This window comes from Bradyrhizobium sp. CCBAU 11386 (assembly GCF_028128955.1).
Lineage (GTDB): Bacteria > Pseudomonadota > Alphaproteobacteria > Rhizobiales > Xanthobacteraceae > Bradyrhizobium.
Genome location: NZ_LBKA01000248.1, coordinates 115,334 through 138,865, shown reverse-complemented (window position 1 = coordinate 138,865; position 23,532 = coordinate 115,334). Strand labels below are relative to the sequence as shown.

Annotated in this window: 22 protein-coding genes and 1 pseudogene; 11 read left to right on the top strand and 12 right to left on the bottom strand. The window is 65.7% G+C overall.

Translation table 11 applies throughout. The annotated features are described in order from the left end of the window. The first annotated feature begins 101 nt into the window (after window positions 1-101). From XI09_RS31440 to XI09_RS31430, 3 genes are all read left to right on the top strand, one after another. Window positions 102-2,165 carry a hypothetical protein gene (locus XI09_RS31440; protein WP_271570302.1) on the top strand — a complete coding sequence of 688 codons (2,064 nt, stop codon included), beginning with the start codon at window positions 102-104 and terminating at the stop codon, window positions 2,163-2,165. A 345-nt stretch (window positions 2,166-2,510) separates the two neighbouring features. Then, window positions 2,511-2,915, top strand: coding sequence for a DUF2946 family protein (locus tag XI09_RS31435; protein ID WP_271570301.1), 405 nt, complete (start codon window positions 2,511-2,513; stop codon window positions 2,913-2,915). A gap of 154 nt (window positions 2,916-3,069) precedes the next feature. Next, window positions 3,070-5,454 carry a TonB-dependent receptor gene (locus XI09_RS31430; RefSeq protein WP_271570300.1) on the top strand — a complete coding sequence of 795 codons (2,385 nt, stop codon included), beginning with the start codon at window positions 3,070-3,072 and terminating at the stop codon, window positions 5,452-5,454. Between the two features lie 93 nt (window positions 5,455-5,547). Here XI09_RS31430 and XI09_RS31425 read toward each other — a convergent pair whose 3' ends face one another. The 4 genes from XI09_RS31425 to XI09_RS31410 form a co-directional block, all read right to left on the bottom strand. Next, on the bottom strand, window positions 5,548-6,063 hold the full coding sequence (locus XI09_RS31425; protein WP_271570299.1) for a GNAT family N-acetyltransferase: 516 nt from the start codon (window positions 6,061-6,063) through the stop codon (window positions 5,548-5,550). Between the two features lie 112 nt (window positions 6,064-6,175). Then, entirely contained in the window at window positions 6,176-7,111 is a 936-nt protein-coding gene (locus XI09_RS31420) for a glycosyltransferase family 2 protein (RefSeq protein WP_271570298.1), read from the bottom strand. Next, the gene (locus XI09_RS31415; RefSeq protein ID WP_271570297.1) at window positions 7,108-8,259 is read right to left on the bottom strand and encodes a hypothetical protein; all 1,152 of its coding nucleotides are present in this window, start codon (window positions 8,257-8,259) and stop codon (window positions 7,108-7,110) included. The genes XI09_RS31420 and XI09_RS31415 overlap by 4 nt, the downstream gene beginning before the upstream one ends. A gap of 47 nt (window positions 8,260-8,306) precedes the next feature. Beyond that, window positions 8,307-8,798 (bottom strand): NUDIX domain-containing protein, encoded by a 492-nt coding sequence (locus XI09_RS31410; protein WP_271570296.1) that lies wholly within the window; start codon window positions 8,796-8,798, stop codon window positions 8,307-8,309. 104 nt (window positions 8,799-8,902) lie between these two features. Here XI09_RS31410 and XI09_RS31405 point away from each other — a divergent pair, with 104 nt between their 5' ends. Then, window positions 8,903-9,784 (top strand): metallophosphoesterase family protein, encoded by an 882-nt coding sequence (locus tag XI09_RS31405; protein WP_271570295.1) that lies wholly within the window; start codon window positions 8,903-8,905, stop codon window positions 9,782-9,784. Between the two features lie 98 nt (window positions 9,785-9,882). On the opposite strand, the gene XI09_RS31400 is transcribed toward XI09_RS31405, so the two are convergent. The 3 genes from XI09_RS31400 to XI09_RS31390 form a co-directional block, all read right to left on the bottom strand. Further along, on the bottom strand, window positions 9,883-10,437 hold the full coding sequence (locus tag XI09_RS31400; RefSeq protein ID WP_271570294.1) for a hypothetical protein: 555 nt from the start codon (window positions 10,435-10,437) through the stop codon (window positions 9,883-9,885). Between the two features lie 188 nt (window positions 10,438-10,625). Continuing rightward, complete coding sequence (locus XI09_RS31395; protein ID WP_018323282.1) at window positions 10,626-10,835, bottom strand: DUF4170 domain-containing protein; 210 nt, start codon at window positions 10,833-10,835, stop codon at window positions 10,626-10,628. A gap of 22 nt (window positions 10,836-10,857) precedes the next feature. Then, the gene (locus XI09_RS31390) at window positions 10,858-12,489 is read right to left on the bottom strand and encodes an isocitrate lyase (protein WP_271570293.1); all 1,632 of its coding nucleotides are present in this window, start codon (window positions 12,487-12,489) and stop codon (window positions 10,858-10,860) included. Window positions 12,490-12,929: 440 nt separating this feature from the next. Here XI09_RS31390 and XI09_RS31385 point away from each other — a divergent pair, with 440 nt between their 5' ends. Then, window positions 12,930-14,375, top strand: coding sequence for a helix-turn-helix domain-containing protein (locus XI09_RS31385; RefSeq protein WP_271570292.1), 1,446 nt, complete (start codon window positions 12,930-12,932; stop codon window positions 14,373-14,375). Window positions 14,376-14,547: 172 nt separating this feature from the next. On the opposite strand, the gene XI09_RS31380 is transcribed toward XI09_RS31385, so the two are convergent. Beyond that, entirely contained in the window at window positions 14,548-14,841 is a 294-nt protein-coding gene (locus tag XI09_RS31380; protein WP_027543691.1) for an antibiotic biosynthesis monooxygenase, read from the bottom strand. A 228-nt stretch (window positions 14,842-15,069) separates the two neighbouring features. On the opposite strand from XI09_RS31380, the gene XI09_RS31375 reads away from it, so the two are divergent. After that, complete coding sequence (locus tag XI09_RS31375; protein WP_271570291.1) at window positions 15,070-15,876, top strand: hypothetical protein; 807 nt, start codon at window positions 15,070-15,072, stop codon at window positions 15,874-15,876. A gap of 172 nt (window positions 15,877-16,048) precedes the next feature. Continuing rightward, window positions 16,049-16,405 carry a hypothetical protein gene (locus XI09_RS31370; RefSeq protein WP_271570290.1) on the top strand — a complete coding sequence of 119 codons (357 nt, stop codon included), beginning with the start codon at window positions 16,049-16,051 and terminating at the stop codon, window positions 16,403-16,405. Window positions 16,406-16,602: 197 nt separating this feature from the next. Here XI09_RS31370 and XI09_RS31365 read toward each other — a convergent pair whose 3' ends face one another. The 4 genes and pseudogenes from XI09_RS31365 to XI09_RS45825 form a co-directional block, all read right to left on the bottom strand. Continuing rightward, the gene (locus XI09_RS31365; protein ID WP_271570289.1) at window positions 16,603-17,244 is read right to left on the bottom strand and encodes a tetratricopeptide repeat protein; all 642 of its coding nucleotides are present in this window, start codon (window positions 17,242-17,244) and stop codon (window positions 16,603-16,605) included. A 137-nt stretch (window positions 17,245-17,381) separates the two neighbouring features. After that, window positions 17,382-18,341, bottom strand: coding sequence for a zinc metalloprotease HtpX (htpX, locus tag XI09_RS31360; RefSeq protein WP_271570288.1), 960 nt, complete (start codon window positions 18,339-18,341; stop codon window positions 17,382-17,384). 145 nt (window positions 18,342-18,486) lie between these two features. After that, the gene (locus XI09_RS31355; protein ID WP_271570287.1) at window positions 18,487-18,819 is read right to left on the bottom strand and encodes a GYD domain-containing protein; all 333 of its coding nucleotides are present in this window, start codon (window positions 18,817-18,819) and stop codon (window positions 18,487-18,489) included. A 136-nt stretch (window positions 18,820-18,955) separates the two neighbouring features. Next, window positions 18,956-19,697 (bottom strand): annotated as a pseudogene (locus XI09_RS45825) (hypothetical protein). Between XI09_RS45825 and XI09_RS45820 the strand changes: the two are divergent. The 4 genes from XI09_RS45820 to XI09_RS31335 all read left to right on the top strand — a co-directional run bounded on the left by XI09_RS45820 (window position 19,593) and on the right by XI09_RS31335 (window position 23,452). Then, a complete protein-coding gene (locus tag XI09_RS45820; protein WP_333939145.1) occupies window positions 19,593-20,006 on the top strand; it encodes a hypothetical protein in 414 nt (137 codons plus the stop codon). The pseudogene XI09_RS45825 and the gene XI09_RS45820 sit on opposite strands and share 105 nt — an antisense overlap. A 48-nt stretch (window positions 20,007-20,054) precedes the next feature. Then, the gene (locus tag XI09_RS31345) at window positions 20,055-21,362 is read left to right on the top strand and encodes a lytic murein transglycosylase (RefSeq protein WP_271570286.1); all 1,308 of its coding nucleotides are present in this window, start codon (window positions 20,055-20,057) and stop codon (window positions 21,360-21,362) included. A 301-nt stretch (window positions 21,363-21,663) separates the two neighbouring features. Further along, window positions 21,664-22,167 carry a DUF1993 domain-containing protein gene (locus XI09_RS31340; RefSeq protein WP_271570285.1) on the top strand — a complete coding sequence of 168 codons (504 nt, stop codon included), beginning with the start codon at window positions 21,664-21,666 and terminating at the stop codon, window positions 22,165-22,167. Window positions 22,168-22,351: 184 nt separating this feature from the next. Continuing rightward, the gene (locus XI09_RS31335) at window positions 22,352-23,452 is read left to right on the top strand and encodes an alkene reductase (RefSeq protein ID WP_271570284.1); all 1,101 of its coding nucleotides are present in this window, start codon (window positions 22,352-22,354) and stop codon (window positions 23,450-23,452) included. Window positions 23,453-23,532 lie beyond the last annotated feature (80 nt).

Genomic DNA, 23,532 nt, shown 5'->3' with positions numbered 1-23,532 from the left:
ATGGCCGGGCTTGTCCCGGCCATCCACGCGTTGCCATACGGCGCGAAGAACGTGGATGCCCGGGACAAGCCCGGGCATGACGATGCCGAGAGAGTGACGCCATGAATTACGGCATCGCGTTCACGCCGCTTGTTCCCGCGATCGTCCTGTGGCTCGCGCTGGCCGCAATCGTCGTCATTGCGCTCGTGCTGCTGCTGGCGCGTGCGCGCGGCGCTGCGGTGCGCGTGGCCGCGCTGGTGCTGTTCCTGCTGGCGCTCGCCAATCCCTCCTTCACCCGCGAGGACCGCGATCCCCTCACCTCGGTCGCGGCCGTCGTCGTCGACAAGAGCCCGAGCCAGAATTTCGGCAACCGCAATCGCGAGGCGGCCCAGGCGCAGGAAGCGCTGGTCGACGGCCTGAAGAAGATCAAGGGCCTCGAGGTCCGCGTCGTCGACGCCGGACAGGCCGACGGCGAGACCGACGGCACAAGGCTGTTCGGCGCCCTCGCCTCGGCCTTGTCGGACGTGCCGGTCGACCGCGTCGCCGGCGCGTTCCTGATCACCGACGGCCGCGTCCACGACATTCCCGCGAACGCCGCCGCGCTCGGCTTCCAGGCGCCGGTGCACGCGCTGATCACCGGGCAGAAGGACGAGCGCGACCGCCGCATCGCGATCACGGCGGCGCCGCGCTTCGGCATCGTCGGCCAGGTCCAGACCATCACCTACCGCCTCGACGACCAGGGCGTCTCCGGCGAGCGCGCCAAGGTCACGGTTCGCCGCGACGGCGAGGTCATCAACGAGCGCACGCTGGGAAGCGGCCAGAGCGCGAGCGTCGACGTCGACATCAAGCATGCCGGCCCGAACATCGTCGAGATCGAGGCCTCGCCGCTCGAGCGGGAGCTGACGCCGGTCAACAACCGCGCCGTCGTCGCCATCGACGGCGTGCGCGACAAGCTGCGCGTGCTGCTGGTCTCGGGCGAGCCGCATTCCGGCGAGCGCACCTGGCGCAACCTCCTGAAGTCCGATGCCAGCGTCGATCTCGTGCACTTCACCATTCTGCGGCCGCCGGAGAAGCAGGACGGCACGCCGATCAACGAATTGTCGCTGATCGCGTTTCCGACCCGCGAGCTGTTCCAGCAGAAGATCAACGAATTCCAGCTGATCATCTTCGACCGCTACGCCCGCCAGGGCGTGCTGCCGATAGCCTATTTCGACAACATCGCGCGCTATGTGCGCGCGGGTGGCGCGGTGCTGGTCTCGGCCGGTCCCGACTACGCCTCCAACACCAGCATCTGGCGCACGCCGCTGGATTCGGTGCTGCCGGCCGAGCCGGTCGGCGTGACCGAGAAGCCGTTCTATGCGCACCTGTCCGACATCGGCAAGCGCCATCCCGTCACGCGCGGGCTGGAGGGCTCGGCGAGCGAGCCGCCGCGCTGGAGCCGCTTCTTCCGCACCGTCGATACCCGCAATTCCGTCAACCCGCCTGTGATGACGGGCGTCGACGGCAAGCCGCTCCTGTTCCTGTCGCGCTTCGGCGAGGGACGCGTCGCGCTGCTGCTCTCCGACCACATCTGGCTGTGGGCGCGCGGCTATGAGGGCGGCGGCCCGCATCTCGACCTGCTCAGGCGGATGTCGCACTGGCTGATGAAGCAGCCCGATCTTGATGAAGAAGCGCTGCGCCTCCAGGTGCGGGGCAAGGATCTCGTGGTGGTGCGCCAGACCATGTCGGACAGCGTGCAGCCGGTGAGCGTGACCTCGCCGTCGGGCGTGTCGCGCGACCTGACGCTGAGCGCCGGCGATCCCGGCGAGTGGCGCGCCAGCCTGCCGGCCAACGAACTCGGCCTGTGGCAGGCGACCGACGGTACGCTGAAGGCGCTGATCAATGTCGGCCCGACCAATCCGAAGGAGTTTTCGGAGGTCACCTCCACCACCGAAACCCTGAAGCCGCTGACGCAGGCGACCGGCGGCAATGCCGTGCGCGTGGTCGACGGCTCCAGCGTCGAGCTGCCGCGCATCGTGCCGGTGCGCTCGGTGAGCGTCTTCCATGGTGACGGCTGGATGGGCGTGCGGATGCGCGACGCCAGCGTCGTGAAGGGCGTCGGCGTGCTGCCGATCTTCGCCGGCCTGATCGGCCTGCTGCTGCTGCTCGGCGCATTCGCCGCGACCTGGGTCCGCGAAGGGCGGTGATCCGATCGGCTGCGGTTCACCTCTCCCCGACGGGGAGAGGTCGGATTGCGCAGCAATCCGGGTGAGGGGCCGCATCGCTCGGTGAGGCCTAAACCCCTCACCCGGCTCGCATCTTCGATGCGAACCGACCTCTCCCTACGGGAGAGGTCGTTTGAGCTCTGGGCTCGCATCGAGTTCAACCAAAGCTCATCCGCTCTCATGTCAGTTGCCCGAACGACACATCGTCCAGCAGCCTGCGCCGGCCGGCCGGCCTGCGGTTGACATCCGTTCCCGCTTCCTGCGATGTTACAATATAACATCGCGATATCAGGGGATGATCCTCGCGATGTGGGGTGGCGTTTCCAGATGAAGTGGTTCCGGTCGAATATCAGGCACGGCGCCCGGCTCGCGTTGTTCGCGATGCTGGTGCAATTCGCGCTGACATTCGGCCACAGCCACTGGTTCGCCCGGGCCGCCCCCCTCGCCCAGTCCTCGCTCCAGCAGACCGACGGCAGCAGCGGCGTTGCCTCCAGCGACCGCGCCGCGGTCCAGAAGCAATCGCCTTCAGGCCCCGACCGCGAGCAGCCGGGCGACGACAATTGCGCGATCTGTGCATTGGTCGCGATGGCGGGCACTGTCCTGTTCTCGACGCCGCCTCTCCTGGAGCTGCCGCAGGCGATCGAGCTGCTCCACCGCACCACCGACGCCGAGTTCAGCCATCTGAAATCGGCGGGCACGGCGTTCCAGCCGCGCGCCCCACCCGCGTCCTGACTCTAGACATCGCTTGATCACGCCCAGGCTCGCCGCGCCACACGCGCGGATAATCGCCCGGGAGAAGTTGAAGTCGAATTCCGTCGCGCAGCGACGGCAGGCCGCCTCCGATAACACCAATCCCTTCGGACGGCGCCTGACTGGAATCAGGACCATGTCATTTGAATTGCGACGCGTGCAGCATCTCGCCGGAGCGAGCCTGCTCCTGCTCGGCGCCGCCGCCACATCCGCGCTCGCGCAAGAACCGGCACAACAGCCTGCGCAGGACAAGTCGTCGACCGAGATCCCCGCCGTCACCGTGACGGCGCCGAGCCCCATCGTGCGCAGGGTGGTACCGACCCGCAGCCCAGTCCGTGTCGCGCGCACCGGCCGGTCGCGCAGCCAACAACACACGGCCGAAGCTACGCCACCGGCAGCAGTCACCGCCGCGACACCTCAGCAAGGCGTGCTGCCTGTTGTGACCAACCAGTTCGCCACCGTCACGGTGGTGCCGAACGAGGAGATCCGCCGCGAGGGCGGCGGCCAGCTCGGCGATCTCCTGTTCTCCAAGCCGGGCATCACCGGCTCGAGCTTCGCGCCCGGCGCCTCCAGCCGGCCGATCATCCGCGGGCTCGACGTCAACCGCGTCGGCATCGTCGAGAACGGCACCAATTCCGGCGGCGCCTCCGACCTCGGCGAGGATCACTTCGTCCCGATCGATCCGCTCGCGACCAACCAGGTCGAGGTGGTGCGCGGGCCTGCTGCGCTCCGCTACGGCTCGACCTCGATCGGCGGCGTCGTCAGCGCCACCAACAACCGGATTCCGGATGCGCTGCCGAGCTGCGCTCCATCGTTCCAGACCTACGGCTTGCCGACCAAGGCGCCGCTGGCGACCGCCGCGACCTCGCCTTGCGTCACGGCCGAGACGCGCACGGCGTTCAGCTCGGTCGATCGCGGCGTCGAGAGCGGCGTGCTGCTCGACACCGGCGGCGGCAATTTCGCCTTCCACGCCGACGTCTATGGCCGCACCACCACGGACTATGGCATCCCGAGCTATCCCTATCTGAACGACCAGACGCGATCCGTCGCCAACGGCCGCCAGCCGAACTCGGCGACGCGCTCGGACGGCGCCTCGATCGGCGGCTCCTACTTCTTCCAGGGCGGCTATATCGGGGCTGCGATCACGCAGAACGACTCGCTCTACCACATCCCCGGCATCGACGGCGCCGACCACAACACGCGGATCGACGGCCACCAGACCAAGATCAACGTCAAGGGCGAGTACCGTCCCGACACTGCGGCGATCGACACCGTCCGGTTCTGGGCCGGCGCGACCGACTACCGGCACAACGAGATCGGCCTTGCCGATCCCGCCAATCCCAACACTGACGGCGTGCGGCAGACCTTCACCAACAAGGAGCAGGAGATCCGCACCGAGGTGCAGCTGATGCCGTTCAACGCGCGCTTCGCCGAGGTGACGACGGCGCTGGGCTTCCAGGTCGGCCATCAGGAGCTGACGGCACCGAGCCCGGACAATCCCGGCACGCTGTTCAACGGCCTGTGGGACCCCAACAACAGCACGCGCGTTGCTGCTTACGCCTTCAACGAGTTCAAGTTCACGGAGGCGACGCGGGCGCAGATCGCCGGCCGCATCGAGCATGTCGAGCTGCACGGCACGACGCCCGACTTCCCGGCCGACTTCCTGCCCGACGGCACGCCGCAGGCGGCGATTGCGCGCAATCCGTCGTTCACGCCGAAGAGCGGCAGCATCGGGCTGCTACAGGACCTGCCCGGCGGCATGGTCGGCAGCATCACCGCGCAATATGTCGAGCGCGCGCCAAAGGCGGCCGAGCTGTTTTCCCGCGGCGGCCACGATGCGACCGCGACCTTCGACATCGGCAATCCGAACCTGAAGATCGAGACCGCCAAGTCGGTCGAGGTCGGTGTGCGCAAGGCGACGGGACCGTTCCGGTTCGAGGCGACGGTCTACTACACGCATTTCGACAATTTCATCTATCGCCGCCTCACCGGCGTGATGTGCGACGACGATTTCGCCTCGTGCGGCGCGCCCGGCGCCGAGCTGAACCAGGCGGTGTATTCGCAGGCCAACGCCAACTTCCGCGGCGGCGAATTCCAGTCGCAGCTCGACGTCGGCGCGTTCCAGGGCGGCATCTGGGGCATCGAGAACCAGCTCGACGTGGTCCGCGCCACCTTCAGCGACGGCACCAACGTGCCGCGGATCCCGCCGCTCAGAATGGGCGGCGGCGTGTTCTGGCGCGACGACAACTGGCTGATGCGCGTCAACCTGTTGCACGCCTTCGCGCAGAACAACGTGGCCGTGATCGCGGAGACGCCGACGGCGGGCTACAATCTGTTGAAGGCCGAGGTCAGCTACAAGACGAAGCTCGACCGCAACTGGTTCGGCGCACGCGAGATGATTGCCGGTATCGTCGGCAACAATCTCCTCAACGAAAACATCCGCAACTCGGTATCCTACACCAAGGACGAGGTGTTGATGCCCGGCATCGGCGTGCGGGCATTCGCCAACTTCAAGTTCTGAGCGCGATCCAGTCGGGGCCTGCGGGCCCCGACGCACTCACGTTGAGCGGGTGGGCTCCCTCCGGGCTACGGGCTACACCTGCTCCGCGTTGCCCTAGCCCCGCGCCTTGCTCCAGTCCGGCCCGACCGCGCCCGACACCCCCTCGAACGCGCCGTCGACGAGCTCGAACACCAGGATGCGGGCCGCGTCGACCGGGCCGGGCATGGTGACGCGGCCCTTGGTGACCTGCTTGAAGCCGACGCGACTGTAATAGGGCTCGTCGCCGACCAGCAGCACCAGGCGGTGACCTTTCTCCTTCGCATCCTTCAGCGCGCGCTCCATCAACAGACGGCCGACGCCGCGGCTGCGGAACGGCGGCTCGACGGTGAGCGGCCCGAGCAGCAGCGCCGGCGTCTCGCCGACCAGCACCGGCAACTGCCGGACCGAGCCGACCAGGAGCGTGCCGATGCGGGCGGTGAAGGAGAGTTCGAGCAGATGGTCGACGTGCTCGCGAATCCGGTAGGCGCTGAGCACGAAGCGGCCGGGACCGAAGGTACGTTCGTGCAGCCGCTCGATCGCCTGGGCATCGCCAGCAGCTTCAGGAAGGATGGAGAGCGAGAGATCGTTCATGTCAGCATACGTCTTCGAGCGAAATGGCCCCCGGTTCGCGTCAGGAAAACACGTCAACGTCGGGAGGCGGAGTAGCATCTGGACATCGGGACGTCCATGGCAGTGCTCCGCCTCAGTTCCTTTTCGGCGCGGGCTGGGACAAATAGGCCAGCATCTTCATCTCCCGCCGCCCCCGCGTCACGGTATCCAGCACGAGCCCGGACGAGACCGACAGCATCGCCATGATCATCAGGCCCATCGACAAGATGGCGGTCGGGAAACGCGGCACCAGCCCGGTCTCGACGAAGGTGATCACGATCGGGATCGAGAGCACGATCGATATCCCGGCCAGCAGGATCCCAATGGCGCCGAAGAAGCGCAATGGCTTCTCCGCGCGATAGAGCTTCAGCATGGTGCCGAGGATGCGGAAGCCGTCGCGCCAGGTGTTGAGTTTCGAGAACGAGCCCTCGGGCCGCGCATAATAGGGCGTCTCGACCTCGGCGACCGGCAGCGACAATTCCAGCGCATAGACGGCGAGCTCGGTTTCGATCTCGAAGCCATCCGACAGCACCGGGAAAGACTTGACAAAGCGGCGCGAGAACACGCGGTAGCCGGACAGGATGTCCTGGAAGTCGCGGCCAAACGTCCACGCCAGGAAGCCGGTCAGCATACGGTTACCGGTGCGATGCCCGAGACGGTAGGCCGCCTGCGACTGGTCGATGCGAAGCCCGACCACCATGTCGAGACGCTCGTCGAGCAGCCTGTCGATCATGCGCCGGGCACTCGGCGCATCGTAGGTCGCGTCCCCATCGACCAGCACGTAGACGTCGGCCTCGACGTCCGCGAACATGCGGCGCACGACGTGGCCTTTGCCCTGCCGCCGCTCGCCGCGCACGATGGCACCGGCCTCGCGCGCAACGGTCGCGGTGCGATCGTGCGAATTGTTGTCGTAGACGTAGATCTCCGCCGACGGCAGCGCCGTACGGAAATCGGCGACGACGCTCGCGACGGCCGCTTCTTCGTTGTAGCAGGGCACCAGTACCGCGATGCGAAGGGGCGTGGATGTCATCGCGGCAAGGCTTCCAGGCTGGCCGGGTCGCGTCGGAGCACTGCGGCCTGACGCGCTGCTTCCGGCTGCATCAACCAGGCGAACGATACGCTCCAGAGCGACAGCATCGCAATCGGCACGACATAATAGGGCGTGAAGACCGGATGGCTCAGGAAGAAGACGAGGTTGACGGCGAGATTGCCGGCGACGACGAGTGCGACCTGCCGCACTCTCCCCTCGCCCATCTGCAGCAGCCACACCGTCGAACCGATCGCCAGCACGATCAGCACGAACTGCATGTCGCGCAGATATTGGCCGAGAACGGCGAAGTCGAAGGCCGGCGCCACCACGTCGGCGCTGCCGTAAGTGGTCGCAAGCGGGCTGCCGGCATTGATGGCCTGGGCGATCAGGGTCGGGGCCATGCCGACGAGCACGCCGGCACCGAAGCCGAGGCCCTGCACGAAGGTCGCGAAGCTACGCGACCACAGGAATGCACCGGCCAGGAACAGGCAGTAGCCGGCCGCGAGCAGCGCGTTCGGCAATCTGAAATTGACGGAGGCACCGAGCAGAAGGCCGATCAGCGCGATCAGCAAGACACTGCGCCTGCCCCTGGTCAACCACAGAGCGGTCAGGAATCCCGCGATGGCGCAGATCGCCATGGTCGGCGCGATCGAATAGCTCGCCTTCGCCGGATTGATCATGAGATAGACGGCAAGCGCGCCGAACACGCCCGCCCCCGCGATCGAAGGCAGCGTTCGCGCCATGAAGATGCCCAGCAGCGCAAGGCTGCAGACAATCAGGCTGGCGGCGACGTAGAGCGGCACCACTTGGTAGCCTTGTGGAAACAGCGCCAGCAAAAATCCGGTCCCCGGCGGATATTGCATCACCACCTTGCCGTTCGGCATCGGGTTGTGACAGGGCCAGCGGATCGGGTCGCGCCATTCGGCGAACGCGATCTCCTTCATCTTGTCCTCGAAATAATGATCGTAATCCAACAGGGCATTCGTGTTCAGCCCACCGATGCCGAGGCGCTGAAACAGATGCGCCTGCCGGAGATAGCAGATGTCGTCATAGACCCCGCGCGCCTCGCTCCAACGCGACATCGTGACGATGTTGCTGGCAAGGATCGCGAGGCAGATCAGGCCGAAGACGAATTTGGCAATCTTCATCCGGTTTCCGTTGCGCGCTCTAAGCGAGTTACTAGCACAGGCCGCCCTCAGCGCCACGTCGCAATCAGGGGCTGGCCGCCCAGTACCTCTGCGATCCGCAACTGCGTCCCCAGCGTGGTCCCCTCGGGCAGCGCCGTGATCGCGAAGAACCCGCATTCGACGATCTCGTGGTTGGGCGCTGGCAGGCGATCCTGCCTGAATTGCCTGACCACGTAGACCGCGACGTGGTCGCGGCGGGAAACGTGGCTGTTGAGGAAGATGCCGTGCAGCGCGGCATCTGCGGTGAGGTCGATGTCGCCCTCCTCCTTGAGCTCGCGCCGCATCGCCTGCTCCATGGTCTCGCCGAGATCGACGCCGCCGCCGGGCAGATACCAGCCGGAGATGTAGCTGTGCCTGACCAGGAACACCCGGTTCTCGGAATCCAGCACCACGGCGCGCACGCCGAGGGTCATGCCGCGAACCAGCAGGAAATAGGCGTGGAAGATTCGCCGCAGCAGCGGCTCGAATCTCCGTCGGACGCGGTTCAGACGATCTCCCATCAGGCTCTCTTGAGTCCCCTGTTCAGGCCTTGCTCGAGGCCTGGCTTGCACGTTGCCTGCGACCTTGCCATTACAGCGGAGCAATAGCGAGGCAATCGCGCGCCATGGCTCCCTTTACGCTCGCCCATCTGTCCGACCCGCATCTGCCGCCCTTGCCGAAGCCGCGGCTGATCGAGCTCGCCGGCAAGCGCGCGCTCGGCTACGTCAACTGGACGCGCAACCGCCACAAGTACCAGCGCCGCGAGGTGCTCGACGCACTCGTCGCCGACGTCAAGGCGCAGACGCCCGACCACATCGCGGTGACGGGCGATCTCGTCAATCTGGCGCTGGAGGCGGAGTTCGCGCCGGCGCGCGCCTGGCTCGACGACGTCGGGCCGCCTGACCGCGTCACCACGATTCCCGGCAATCACGACGCCTATGTCCGCGCCACCTTTCATCGCTTCGGCGAGACCTTTGCGCCCTATCTTGCGAGCGACGACGGAAGCATCGGCTTTCCGGCCCTGCGCCGGCGCGGGCCGCTCGCGCTGATCAGCCTGTCCACGGCGGTGCCGACCCTGCCGCTGATGGCGACGGGCACGCTCGGGCGCGATCAGCTCGCAGCCCTCGAACAGGTTCTCGAGCGGCTCGCGGCGGAGGACGTCTTCCGCGTGCTGCTGGTGCATCATCCCTTGAAGTCCGACGCGCGCCACAAGCGGATGACGGACGCGGCCGATCTGCTGGCGCTGTTGAAGCGCCACGGCGTCGAGCTGGTCCTGCACGGCCACGACCACATTCATTCGACGATGTGGTTCGAGGGGCCCAACGGCAACATTCCCGCGATCGGTGTGCCGTCGGCGTCCGCGCTCGCACACGGGCGCTACCCGGCGGCGGCGTATAATCTGTTCACGATCGAGAAGGACAATGCCGGCTGGCGCTGCGAGCAGACGGTGCGCGGACTCGGGTCCGGATTTCAGATCCGAGAGATCAAGCACGCAAGGTTGATCTAGTTCACCGTCATTGCGAGCGAAGCGAAGCAATCCAGAGTCCCTCTGCGGAAACATTTCTGGATTGCTTCGCTTCGCTCGCAATGACGACGGAGGGCGTCTCACCAGCTCCGCAGGGCCGCCAGCACGGCGACGCCGAACAAGGCGGCGGCGCCGAGGATGAAGCCGAACACGAACGGCCAGAGGCGCGAGCGGGCTGGCCGCTCCGCAGCCTCCGGCTTCGGCTCGGGCAGCACGACCATCGCATGCTCGCGCTCGATCATGCGTCGGGCGACATAGTCGGTGATAGCCTCGACGATCACGGAGGTGTCGTGCGATTCGGCGAGCACGATGCGGCCGAAGCGGGTGTCCTGGACGAAGCGGTACATGCGCTTGTCGCGCCCCATCATGATGTGCGCGACGACGTCGATCCAGAGTCGGGGCGTATCGCCCTGGCTGATGCCGCGGTCGAACAGGTCGATCTGCTCGGGCACCTGGGCAAACAGGGGATCGAGCGCGTCGTTGAGGATCTCGAGCCGGGCCACCTCGGCATCGCGCAAATCGACGACGACGCCGGTCCGGTCGGCGGCCTCGATCCGCGCGCGCAACAGCGCGTCGCGCAGCCGCACCGGGCGCGGCTGGCTGGGATGGGTCCCGCTGGTCTCGGGCTCTGACATTGTCGGCCTCGTCTTCACTTGCCTCCGTTAACCTATCAGCAACCAAACCGTCCGCAAAGGGTCCACAATTCCAGATACTTACGGCGCCCACAGCTGTCTCACCTGTGCCAAAAACAGACGATCCCACCCGGCTTGCGCCGGATGGGACCCTCCGTCCTTGGACGTCTTCTTGATTGGTCAGGCAGCCGTCAGGCCGAGACCCGCGACGGCTCTTCGACGATGGAGAAGCGGACGCCGGCCTTGTGGCGGTTCTCTTCCGAGACCGTACGCCAGGCATCTTCGGCTTCCTTGCGGGTCTTGAACGGACCCTGCACCTGGGCCGAGCCTTCCACGAGCTTGTGGAAGTTCATCGAACCGAACTCGCCGCCGATCACCCAGAAATTGCTGCCTTTGGTCATTGTCAGTCTCCTGTTACCCGGGTTAGCCGAACTGGTTCATCGTGTTGTCCGCGCCGCCCGCCTTCAGGGCAGCCTCGCCGGCGAAGTACTCCTTGTGGTCGTCGCCGATGTCGGAGCCGGCCATGTTCTGGTGCTTCACGCAGGCGATGCCCTGACGGATCTCGGCGCGCTGGACGTTCTTCACGTAGCCGAGCATGCCCTGCTCGCCGAAATACTCCCTGGCCAGATTGTCGGTCGAGAGCGCCGCGGTGTGGTAGGTCGGCAGCGTGATCAGGTGGTGGAAGATGCCGGCACGCTTGGCCGAATCCGCCTGGAAGGTGCGGATGCGCTCGTCGGCTTCCTTCGCCAGCGGCGTGTCGTCATATTCCGCCTTCATCAGCTCGGCACGGTTGTACTTGCTGACGTCCTTGCCGGCTTCCTTCATCGCGTCGTAGACCTGCCAACGGAAGTTGAGGGTCCAGTTGAACGACGGCGAGTTGTTGTAGGCCAGCTTGGCGTTCGGAACCACCTTGCGGATGCGGTCGACCATCTTGGCGATCTGCTCGATGTGCGGCTTCTCGGTCTCGATCCAGAGCAGGTCGGCGCCGTTCTGAAGCGAGGTGATGCAGTCGAGCACGCAGCGGTCCTCACCGGTGCCGGGACGGAACTGGTAGAGGTTGGAGGGCAGCCGCTTCGGACGCATCATCTTGCCGTTGCGGTTGATGATGACGTCGCCGTTGCGGGCGTTCTCCGCGGTGATTTCCTCGCAATCGAGGAAGCTGTTGTACTGGTCGCCGATGTCGCCGGGCTTGTGGCTGACGGCGATCTGCTGCGTCAGGCCGGCGCCGAGCGAGTCGGTGCGGGTCACGACGATGCCGTCTTCGACGCCGAGCTCGAGGAAGGCGTGGCGGCAGGCGCGGATCTTCGCCAGGAAGACGTCATGCGGCACGGTGACCTTGCCGTCCTGGTGGCCGCACTGCTTCTCGTCCGAGACCTGGTTCTCGATCTGGAGCGCACAGGCGCCCGCTTCGATCATCTTCTTGGCGAGCAGATAGGTCGCTTCCGCGTTGCCGAAGCCGGCGTCGATGTCGGCGATGACGGGCACGACATGGGTCTGGAAGCTGTCGATCTTCTCGATCAACTCCTTCTCCCTGGTCTTGTCGCCTTCCTTGCGGGCCTTGTCGAGGCTGCGGAAGATGTCGTTGAGCTCGCGCGAGTCGGCCTGGCGCAGGAAGGTGTAGAGCTCTTCGATCAGCGCCGGCACCGAGGTCTTCTCGTGCATCGACTGGTCGGGCAGCGGTCCGAACTCGGAGCGCAGCGCCGCGATCATCCAGCCCGAGAGATACAGGTAGGTGCGATCGGTCTTGCCGAAATGCTTCTTGACCGAGATCAGCTTCTGCTGGGCGATGAAGCCGTGCCAGCAGCCCAGCGACTGGGTGTACTTGGTGGGATCGCCGTCATAGGCGGCCATGTCGGCCCGCATCAGCGCCGCGGTGTAGCGGGCGACGTCGAGGCCGGTCCTGAAGCGGTTCTGGAGGCGCATGCGCGCGACGTGCTCGGCCGTCACCCCGTTCCAGGTCGGCTGGGTCTCGAGGAGCGCCTGGGCTGCATCGATCTCGCCCTGATACGAGGCCGGAGCCTGGAAGGTGCTGATGCCACGGGGCTGGTAATTCATGTGCCTGATCCTTTCGCTGACGATGGCGATGGTTGGCCATCGACATTCTTGACAGTGCATTGCGAAATGCGTGTCAGGAGCTAAACGCCAAAACAGAAACTTCGTATAGATGGCTTGTTTTTTATTGGTGATGTCATGTAACATCAGAACATGTAACAGATGTTATTTTGTAAAGTTTGTAAAATTATAGGTCAACTAGACTGTCCTTAATGGCCCCTGGAGATCTGAAAAATGCCCGCCGAATCCGCTGCTTTCTCCCTCTCCCCGTTCCTACGGGGGCGCGACGAGCTTCGCTCGCGCTGGGAGGGTGGGGGTGAGGGGCTCTCTCCACGAATCCATCTCTTACCTCCTCTGCGGAAGCTCCCCCTCACCCGGATCGCATCTGCGATGCGCTCCGGCCTCTCCCCGCACGCGGGGAGAGGCGAAGAAGGGAGCTGCTGATGGCCGCCGAATCCGGGAAGAAACTGTTCGTCGGCCCGCGCTTCCGGCGGATCCGGCAGCAATTGGGGCTGTCGCAGACCCAGATCGCCGAGGGGCTCGGGATCTCGCCGAGCTACATCAACCTGATCGAGCGCAACCAGCGCCCGGTGACCGCCCAGATCCTGCTGCGGCTGGCCGAGACCTATGACCTCGACCTGCGCGATCTCGCCAGCGCCGACGAGGACCGGTTCTTCGCCGAGCTCAACGAGATCTTCTCCGATCCCTTGTTCCGCCAGATCGACGTGCCCAAGCAGGAACTGCGCGACCTCGCCGAGCTCTGCCCCGGCGTCACCCACGCGCTGCAACGGCTCTACGCGGCCTATACCGAGGCCCGTCAGGGCGAGACGCTGGCGGCCGCGCAAATGGCCGATCGCGACGTCGGCACGCGCTACGAGACAAATCCGGTCGAGCGGGTGCGCGAGCTGATCGAGGCCAACCGCAACTATTTTCCGGAGCTCGAGCAGGCTGCAGAAGCCTTGCGCGACGAACTGAACGTGCCGGCCGAAGGGCTCTATGCGGCGCTGGCCGCGCGCCTGCGCGAAAAGCATTCGGTCCAGACCCGCATCATGCCTGTCGACGTGATGCGCGAGACGCTGCGGCGCTTCGACCGCCACCGCCGCCAGTTGCTGATCTCGGAGCTGGTCGACCCGCCCGGGCGCGCGTTCCAGCTCGCCTTCCAGCTCGGCCTTGGCGAATGCACGCAGCAGCTGGAGACCATCATCGGCCGCGCCGGCCCGCTCGACGACGCGCCGCGGCGCCTGTTCCGCATCACGCTCGGCAACTATTTTGCGGCGGCGGTGATGATGCCCTACCCCGCGTTCCTCGCCGCAGCCGAAGCCCTGAACTATGACATCCACGTGCTGGCGCAGCGCTTCAATTCCGGCTTCGAGCAGGTCTGCCACCGCCTCACCACCTTGCAGCGGCCGAACGCACGCGGCATTCCGTTCTTCCTGCTCCGGGTCGACAATGCCGGCAACGTCTCGAAGCGCTTTTCGTCGGGCACCTTCCCGTTCTCGAAATTCGGCGGCACCTGCCCGCTGTGGAACGTGCACTCGACCTTCGACACGCCGGATCGCCTGCTGAAACAGGTGATCGAGCTGCCCGACGGCACGCGCTATTTCTCGATCGCGCAGATGGTGCGCCGTCCGGTGGCGCCGCACCCGCTGCCGCAGCCGCGCTTCGCCATCGGCCTCGGCTGCGAGATCCGCCACGCCGCGCGCCTCGTCTACGCCGCCGGCATGGACCTGGAGAAGGCGGAAGGCACGCCCATCGGCGTCAACTGCCGCCTGTGCGAACGCGAAAACTGCGCCCAGCGCGCCGAGCCGCCGATCACGCGCACGCTGATCCTCGACGAGACGACGCGGCGCATGAGCTCGTTCGCGTTCTCGAATGCACGGGAGTTGTGAGGCGATGTGCTCCCTCTCCCCGCTTGCGGGGAGAGGGTCGGGGTGAGGGGGAGTCTCCGCGGGGGCGGTAAGAGTTGGACTCGCGGAGAGTCCCCCTCACCCGGAATTCAAGCTGCGCTTGAATTCCGGCCTCTCCCCGCAAGCGGGGAGAGGCGAAGACAACCGCCCAACGCTACGCCAGCGTATGCACGATCACCGGCCCTGCCGCTGCGCGCGCGTCGCCGGCGAGCAGCGGGCCGAGATCCTTCTCGATCCAGGCGATCGCGCGCCGGTTCGCCTCCTCCGCCTGCTCGAACTTGTCGAAGATCGAGATCGCGGTGACCGTGTCGTCGCCGGCATAGACGACGTAGTAGGCGCGGAAGCCGTCGACGTCGCTGATGATCGGAACGGCGCCGTCCTTGATGCGGCGCGCCAGCTCCTCCGCGCTCCCGCTTTTCGCCTTGGCCTGACGGATGGCGGCATACATGACTTCCTCCTCCCGGCTATTGATGTGGGCTTTGTGCCCGGACTGGATGTTACGCCGAAGCGCCGGGCCCGGATACCCTCCTTGGTTAACCCGGCACTAATCCGTCGGCGCGATCTGCAACCAACGGTTAAGCACGCCTCAACATCGCTGCCCTAGTCTTGCCCCACTCACTTTTCGCAAACAACGGTGGCCTATTCTGCCGGGCGAAGTGACATCAGGGGGTTCATCATGCGCATTGCGTTGCTGCTGACCGCGACCATCGTCGGCGCGCTTTTCGCCAGTCCATCCAATGCCGGACCGCTCGATGCGTCCGCTGAGGCGGCGCAGGCGCTGCCGCCGGGCTTCCAGAGCTACCGCGGCTACATGTTCGACCTGTCGGAGAATTCCGATCGCAAGGATGTCGACAAGCTCACCGACAATCTGAAGCACCAGATCGACGTCGTCGAAGGCGTCGGCCTCTCCCCGCGCGTGCTGCGCTTCTTCCACACAGTTCCGATCGTCGCGAACGAGCTGGCCTGCCTCGACGAAGGCGCCGCGACCGCATGCTACGGCAGGGTCACGCCGGACATGCAGCGCACCGCTCCCCGCACGCTGACGGTCTGGGACCCCAACAAGCAGCGCTGGACCAATCCGAACGCCATCGACCTCGCGGTCGATTCGGGGCTCGGCGTGATCATGCTGCGGCCGGACATGATGCGGTACGAGAAGGAGGCGGTGCTGCTGCACGAGCTCCTGCACGCCTATCACGCGCGCCTGTTGCCGGACGGCTACGCCAACAAGGGCGTGATCGGCTACTATGCCCTGGCCAAGTCCAAGGACCTCCTGCCCAAGGAATCCTATGCGCTGAAGAATCCCATGGAGTTCTTCGCCGTGACCGCCAGCATCTTCCTGGCCGGAAAGAGCGAATTCCACGACCCCAAGTCGCGCGAGACGCTGAAGGAGAAGATGCCGGACTATTACAAATATCTGGTCGGCGTGTTCGGGTTCGATCCCGACCCGGCTGCGTCAAGCGGCCCGGTGGCCTCGCTGAAGTGAGGCGGACGTAGCCCATCTGCACCAACCCGGCAAAAAGCCGCGCGAAATGCGCGGCTTTTCTTGTTTTGGTAACCGGAAGCTGCGGATGACGCCCGGCCGGGAATTGCCAAGGCGGGGCCCGATCTGCATAGTCCCGCCCGCATCGATACTGTTTTCAAGGGGATAGAAGAACATGGCGGACGCCGACCTGGATGTCGTGATCCGGCAACTGGCCAGACAGCTGCATACGGGCCTGATGACCCGCGCCAAGGAGCGGCGGGATCGCTTCAACGGCCTTGCGGCCAAGGCCAAGGTCAAGGAGACCGGCGACCGCTTCAAGATGATGGCCAAGGCCACCATGGAGCAGGCCACCGCCGCCGCCAAGCGCCTCCAGATGTCCGCCGACAACGTCGCCGACAGCTACGCGCGATCGATGCGAATCGCGGCCAGCACGCCGATCGCGGCGAAGGTGGAGAAGAAGCCGGCGAAGGAAAAGCCGGTGAAGAAGGCCGCGAAGGCGAAGAAGGCGAAGGCCAAGAAGGCGAAGTAGGCGCGACAGCGCCCTTCACCTCTCCCCGCTTGCGGGGAGAGGTCGGATTGCATCGCAGATGCAATCCGGGTGAGGGGGAGTCTCCGCGAATCCAACTCTAACTGTCTTCGCGGATAGAGCCCCTCACCCCAACCCTCTCAGCGCGAGCGAAGCTCGTCGCGGCCCCGTAAGAACGGGGAGAGGGAGAGAGACACCTTTCACCGCCGCGGTGCCAAAACCCGGGTCGGCTCGGCGCTGGCGAGTTCGGCGAGCTTGGCGCGCGCTGCCTCGCGCGTGCGGACATCCTTGCCGGCGGGCAGCGCCAGTGCGGCTTCGAAATCGGCGCGCGCATCGTCGGCCTGGCCACGGGCGAGGAATGCCAGGCCACGGTCGAGGCGGGCCTGCGCATCGGAGGGGTCGAGACGGACCGCCGTGTTGTAGCTCAGGATGGCGCGATCGAGATCGCCGGTGGCGGCGAGCGCGAGACCGCGCTGGTGATAGGGCGCGGCGAGCTTGGGATCATGCGCGATCGCCTCGTCGTAATCCGCGATGGCGAGCTCGAGGTCGCCGCTCTGCCGGCGCGCGGTCGCGCGATCGCGATAGAGCGAGGCGCGGTTGGGATTGAGGTGAATGGCCTCGTCGAAATCGGCGATCGCCCGCCTGAAGTCGCCGTGGCGCAGCGCGATCCGCCCGCGCCCTTCATAGGCAAAGGCGATCAGCGAGCCGCGGAGCGGCGAGAAACCGATCACGGCCGCGCAGACGTCGGGATCGTCCTCGTCCCCGCAATTGACGACCATGTGCGTGGACAGGCCGACGAGCACGCCCAGGACGATCAGCAATGGTACGGCAGCTCTGGTCATCTTCGACGGTGACCGGCAACGGGCCGGCCACGCATCCCCTTTCGAAGGAAGTGTCACGGCGAGGTGTTAACACCGGCCGGGACGATCCTGTGTGCGCCAGGTCACAAACCCGCGCGCAAATCCTTACCGGTTCCAGATTAGCCCCAAGGCCCACGTGAAGGCCCACGTGAAGGACCACGCGAGGACGAACGGCCCCACGGGCTCGCCGGCGGATAGTTTTCGTTGGCGCCGACCGACGGCGCCGCCTGCGCGCCGAGTTCGGCCGCGAGCTGCTGGAGCGCCGCGATGCGGTTCTGCGTCGAGGGGTGGGTGGCGAAGAGATTGTCCACGCCGTGGCCCGACAGCGGATTGATGATGAACATGTGCGCGGTCGCGGGATTCCGTTCCGCCTCGAAGTTCGGGACCTGATGTGCGGCACCTTCGATCTTCACCAGCGCCGACGCCAGCCACATCGGCTGTCCCACGATGCGCGCACCGAGATTGTCCGCGGCATATTCGCGGGTGCGGCTGATCGCCATCTGCACCAGCATGGCGCCGAGCGGCGCGAGGATCATCATCAGGATCGAGCCGACGATGCCCGGGCCGTTGTTGTTGTCGCGGTGGCCGCCGAAGAACATGCCGAACTGCGCCAGCATCGAGATCGCGCCCGCGATGGTCGCGGTAACAGTCATCAGCAGCGTGTCGTGGTGCTTGATGTGCGCAAGCTCATGCACGATCACGCCGGCGAGTTCCTCGCGGCTGAGCTGGTGCATCAGGCCGGTGGTGACGGCAACGGCAGCGTTCTCGGGATTGCGGCCGGTCGCGAACGCGTTGGGCTGCGCCTCGTCCATCAGGAACACGCGCGGCATCGGCAAGCCCGCGCGGCCCGCAAGCTCGGCGACGAGGCCGACCAGTTCCGGCGCGGTCGAACGATCGACCTCATGGGCGCCGTACATCGAGAGCACCATGCGGTCGGAGTTCCAATAGGTGAAGAGATTGGTCGCCGCGGCAATGACGAGCGCGATCATGGCGCCTGAGGCACCGCCGATCAGATAGCCCACGCCCATGAACAGGGCGGTGAGGCCTGCGAGCAGCATTGCGGTTCTGAAATAATTCATCGTCGTTTCCCTGCTGCCGTGGCGAGCCCCCGCGGCAGATGATGTTGAGCTAGGGATCCGGCCTCCGGCACTTCAAGAGGCGGTGCCTGCGTCGACGCGCCGCGGTTCAAGGCAGGCGCGTCGCGCGTCAAGGACCTCGAAGCGTTCAGCCCTTTTCTCCCGGCGGCCGGTACTTGATGGAGGAGGCTTTATTGAGCGCCGCGAGCGTCTCCTCCACGGTCATCAAGACGGTCGTCTGGATGGAGCTCAGCGCGCCGCCGGCGCCGATTGCGAGAGCCGTCGCCGCCATCGACACGTTGTCCGGAGCCTCCCACAAGGTGTATCCGTCGTGATCGCCGAAGGCATACCAGAAACCGCGCAGCGTTCCGCCGACCTTCGTGATGTATTCCTCGGCAGCCGTTCGGCGATCCTCCGGATTCCTGATGAGCTTGGCCCACGTTGCAGGCGTGTAGCTGAACCTGGTCAAGTAGAGGGGCATGGCTTTCCTCCGTCGCTTTTGAAGCCGCCGGGCAGCAAGATCGCGCCGTGCCATCAAGCCGGAGCGGGCGCCTGCCCGTCGCTCCTCGCCAACTATACGCCGGGCGAGTGCGGGGCGCGACCTGCCGCTGCACGGGTTACCCCCGAAGATCGTCGGGATCTCGCGCCGCCTGAAACGGGACCAGTGCTCGTTTGCGCGCGCAGCCTCGGTTGGGAACACCAGGGCGGAAGGGGCCGCGCCGAGCTGCGACATTACGGTTGCAGCGCGCGGCAGATAGATGACAACGCAAGTCCCCTTGCCTTCCTGGCTGTCGATCGTGATGTGCCCGTTGGACTGCTTGACGAAGCCATGCGCCGCGATCGGCTGCGTCGCGGATCAGCCCCGCGATTTCCGAGAGCTGCCGGTTGTGCGCGACCGATTCCGCCAGGATATGGATCGTGCCGGTGATGACGGTGAGAAGGTTGTGGAAGTCGTGGGCGATGCCGCCGGCGAGCTGGCCGACGGCCTCCATCTTCTGCGCCTGGTGAAGCTTGTTCTCGTTGGCCTCGGCCTCGCGGAAGCGTTGCAGCAGGAGCTCGGACTGCAGGCGTTGCCGCCCCTCCTCTTCCAGCGCGATGTGCGCCTGGTGCAGCGCCTCCTCGGTCGGGATCGCCAGCACTTTCGGAATCAGCGGCCAGAGCATTCCCGCAGTGAAGATCGAGGCGATTGCCGTCATCGCCTTGACGATGCCTTCGAGGCCATAGATCGGCACCCACAGCGGAGATGGCGAAGACATGCGTGAGCCGACAGGCCAGGATGAAGGCCGCGAACAGCCACGCGATCCAGCCGAACAGGAAATCGCGACGCTTGGAGACGACGATCGCGAGCGCGAAGGGAATCGAGAAATAGGAGGCTGCGATGATCGCATCGGAGACGACGTGAAGCCAAATCAGCTCCGGCTCCCACAACAGACAGATGCCGTGCGGAGAGAACGTCGAGGAATCCAGCAAGCGTTCGAGAAAGCTCCCCATCGGTTCCTCGACGAATCGGCTAGCTTGTCAGATCCGAACCTCACGAATCGCTTTTACCATCATGCCCATGGGCGGTCAGCCTGCCGAAGCCCAAACGGCGAGCCGGGCGGCAAATGCGCGGCGCCGGCGCAAGGATGCCCCCTCGAAGGCATGGTTCGGAGCGAATATTTCCTTTAGGTTATTGATTGAATTCTACGCGTCCCCTTCCCTCCTTGCGGAAAGCTCATGTTCCAGACCCGATTTGCAATCGCGGCCGCCACCCTGCTCGCATTCTCCACAACCGCTTCTGCCCAATTCCCGCCACCGCCCGTCAGACCGCAGGCCGCACCAAGGCCGGCCGCGCCCTCGCCACGCGCGGCGTCGTGCCATAACGGGGCGAGCTTCGATCGCTTCCTGGCCGACGTGAAACAGCAGGCGGTGGCCGCCGGCGTGTCGCAGCGGACGATCGCGGAGGCTTCGCCCTACCTCATCTACGACCAGGGCATCGTCAACCGCGACCGCGGCCAGCGCGTGTTCGGCCAGCTCTTCACCGAGTTCGCCGGCCGCATGGCCGCGCCTTATCGCATGCAGAACGGCCAGCAGCACATCAAGGCCCACGCCGCTGCCTTCGCGCGCGCCGAAAAGGAATATGGCGTGCCGCCGGCGGTGATCGCTGCGTTCTGGGGCCTGGAGAGCGACTTCGGTGCCAACATGGGCAATCTGCCGACGCTGAAATCGCTGGTGTCGCTCGCCTATGACTGCCGCCGCTCGGAGATGTTCGTGAACGAGACCATCGCCGCGCTGAAGATCATCGACCGCGGCGACCTCACACCCGACGAGATGATCGGCTCCTGGGCCGGCGAGCTCGGACAGACGCAGTTCCTGCCCGTGCATTACGTCAACTACGCCGTCGATTACGACGGCGACGGGCGGCGCGATCTCCTGCGCAGCGAGCCCGACGTGATCGGCTCGACCGCGAACTACATCGCCAACGGCCTGAAGTGGCGGCGCGGCGAGCCGTGGCTGGAGGAGATCAAGGTACCACAGAACCTGCCATGGGAGCAGACCGACCTCACCGTGCAGCAGCCGCGCTCGGAATGGGCGCAGCTCGGGGTGACCTATCCCGACGGCCGTCCGCTGCCGAACGACAATCTGCCGGCCTCCGTGCTGCTGCCGATGGGACGGACCGGTCCTGCCTTCATGGCCTATGCGAATTTCGCCGCCTACACCGAGTGGAATAACTCGCTGATCTACTCGACCACCGCGGGCTATCTCGCCACGCGCATCGCGGGCGCGGCTCCGATGCGCAAGCCGGCGGCGCCGGTCGCACAGCTGCCGTTCAACGAGCTCAAGCAATTGCAGCAGCTTCTGGTCCAGGCCGGCTTCAATGTCGGCAAGGTCGACGGCGTGCTGGGCCAGCAGAGCCGCGCCGCCGTGAAGGCGATGCAGATCAAATACGGCCTGCCCGCGGATTCCTGGCCGACCGCTGAGCTGCTCGCCCGCATGCGCGGCGGCGGCACGGCGCAGGCGCAGCCTCAGACGACGGTGCGGTAGCCCACCTCCGTCATGCCCCGCCACCGGGTCTCGCCTTTGGCGAGCCCGATGACAGGCTCCGGCGGGGCATCCAGTACGCCACGGCCCATCGGTTCGACCATAGCCGCCTCGCAGTACTGGATCGCCCGGTCAAGCCGGGCGATGACAGCGAGGGTGTGGCGCGAACGGCATCGTGGCAAGCCGGCGCTGTAGAATTTTCGCACCGCACAAGCCGCTTTCGCGATTGTATTTTTCCATGACGTTCCCATGTGAGTGGCTCAGGTTTTCTCCTGAGATTTCCCACCATTGAAGCGAGCATCACATGTCCTTCTACGACGCCGTCGTCCCCGCCTATTTGCAGATGCTGAACAGCCTCACCGGCCTGCTCACCAAAGCCGAGGCGCATTGCGCGGCCAAGAAGGTCGACCCGAGCGTCCTGCTCGGCTCCCGCCTGTTCCCGGACATGCTGCCGCTGTCGAAGCAGATCCAGCTCGTCAGCGACTTCGCCGCCAAGGGCTGCGCACGGCTGACCCACAGCGAGGTGCCCTCGACGCCCGATACCGAGACCAGCTTTGCCGAATTGAAGCAGCGGCTGGCCAAGACGATCGACTACGTGAAGTCGTTCAAGCCCGCGCAATTCGAGGGCGCCGAGACCAAGAACGTCACCTTCCCGGCCGGCCCCGACAAATCCATCACCATGAAGGGCCAGCAATTCCTCAGCGCGTTCTCGCTGCCGAACTTCTATTTTCACGCCACGACCGCGCACGGCATCCTGCGCCACAACGGCGTCGAGATCGGCAAGCGCGATTTCCTCGGCGCGAACTAAAACCCGAGTATCAAGCGGGCGCGGCACGGAGATCGAATCCGCCGCCGCGGCCCGAATTGCACATGAATTATGCTACGCGGGCCTTGCCGCGTAGCTCGCCTGCACTTTCCGGATGGCTCATCCCTTGCGCTGATTGCCGCGATGCACAAGTGTTCCGGACCTCTCACCGCCTGGAAGCACTCCCATGAGCCGTTCGACCAAATTGTTTGAGACCTACAAGCTCGGCCCGATCACGCTGGCCAATCGTCTCGTCATGGCGCCGCTGACGCGCAACCGCGCCGTTCCCGGCACGTTCGTCCCCGGCGCGCTCGCTGCCGACTATTACGGCCAGCGCGCCTCCGCGGGCCTGCTGATCACCGAAGCGAGCCAGGTCTCGCAGCAGGGTCAGGGCTACCAGGACACCCCCGGCATCTACTCGAAAGACCAGGTCGCCGGCTGGCGCAAGGTCACCGACAAGGTCCATGAGCGCGGCGGCAAGATCTTCATCCAGCTCTGGCATGTCGGCCGCATCTCGCACGTCGCGCTCCAGGCCAATGGCGCAGCTCCGGTGGCGCCGAGCGCGATCCGCGCCAAGGGCAAGACCTTCGTGAACGGCACCTTTGCCGATGTCTCCGAGCCCCGCGCGCTCGAGCTTTCCGAAATCCCTGGAATCATCGACGACTTCAAGCGCGCGACGAAGAATGCGCTGGAAGCCGGTTTCGACGGCGTCGAGATTCACGGCGCCAACGGCTATCTGCTCGACCAGTTCGCCAAGGATGGCGCCAACAAGCGCACCGACGCCTACGGCGGCTCCATCGAGAACCGCGCGCGGCTGATGCTCGAGGTCTCCAGGGCGGTTGCCGCCGAGGCCGGCACTGAGCGCACCGGCATCCGCATCTCGCCGGTGACGCCGGCCAACGACGTCTCCGACAGCAATCCGCAAGCCTTGTTCGATCACATCGTCGACGGCCTCAGCGCGTTGAAGCTGGTCTATCTCCACGTCGTCGAAGGCGCCACCGGCGGGCCGCGCGACTTCGCCCCGTTCGACTATGCGTCCTTGCGCAAGCGCTTCTCCGGCGCCTACGTCGCCAACAACGGCTACGATTTCGATCTGGCGACCAAGGTGCTCGACGCGAACGCGGCCGATCTCATCGCCTTCGGCAAGCCGTTCATCTCCAACCCCGACCTCGTCGAGCGGCTGAAGACCGGCGCGGCGCTGAACGACTGGGACAAGACCACGTTCTACGGCGGCAGCGCGAAGGGATACACGGACTACCCGACGCTGGCAGCTGAGGCGGCGGAATAGTTTCTTCCCCCTCTCCCCGCTTGCGGGGAGAGGGTTGGGGTGAGGGGGAGTCTCCGCGGCAACGGTAGCAGTTGGACTCG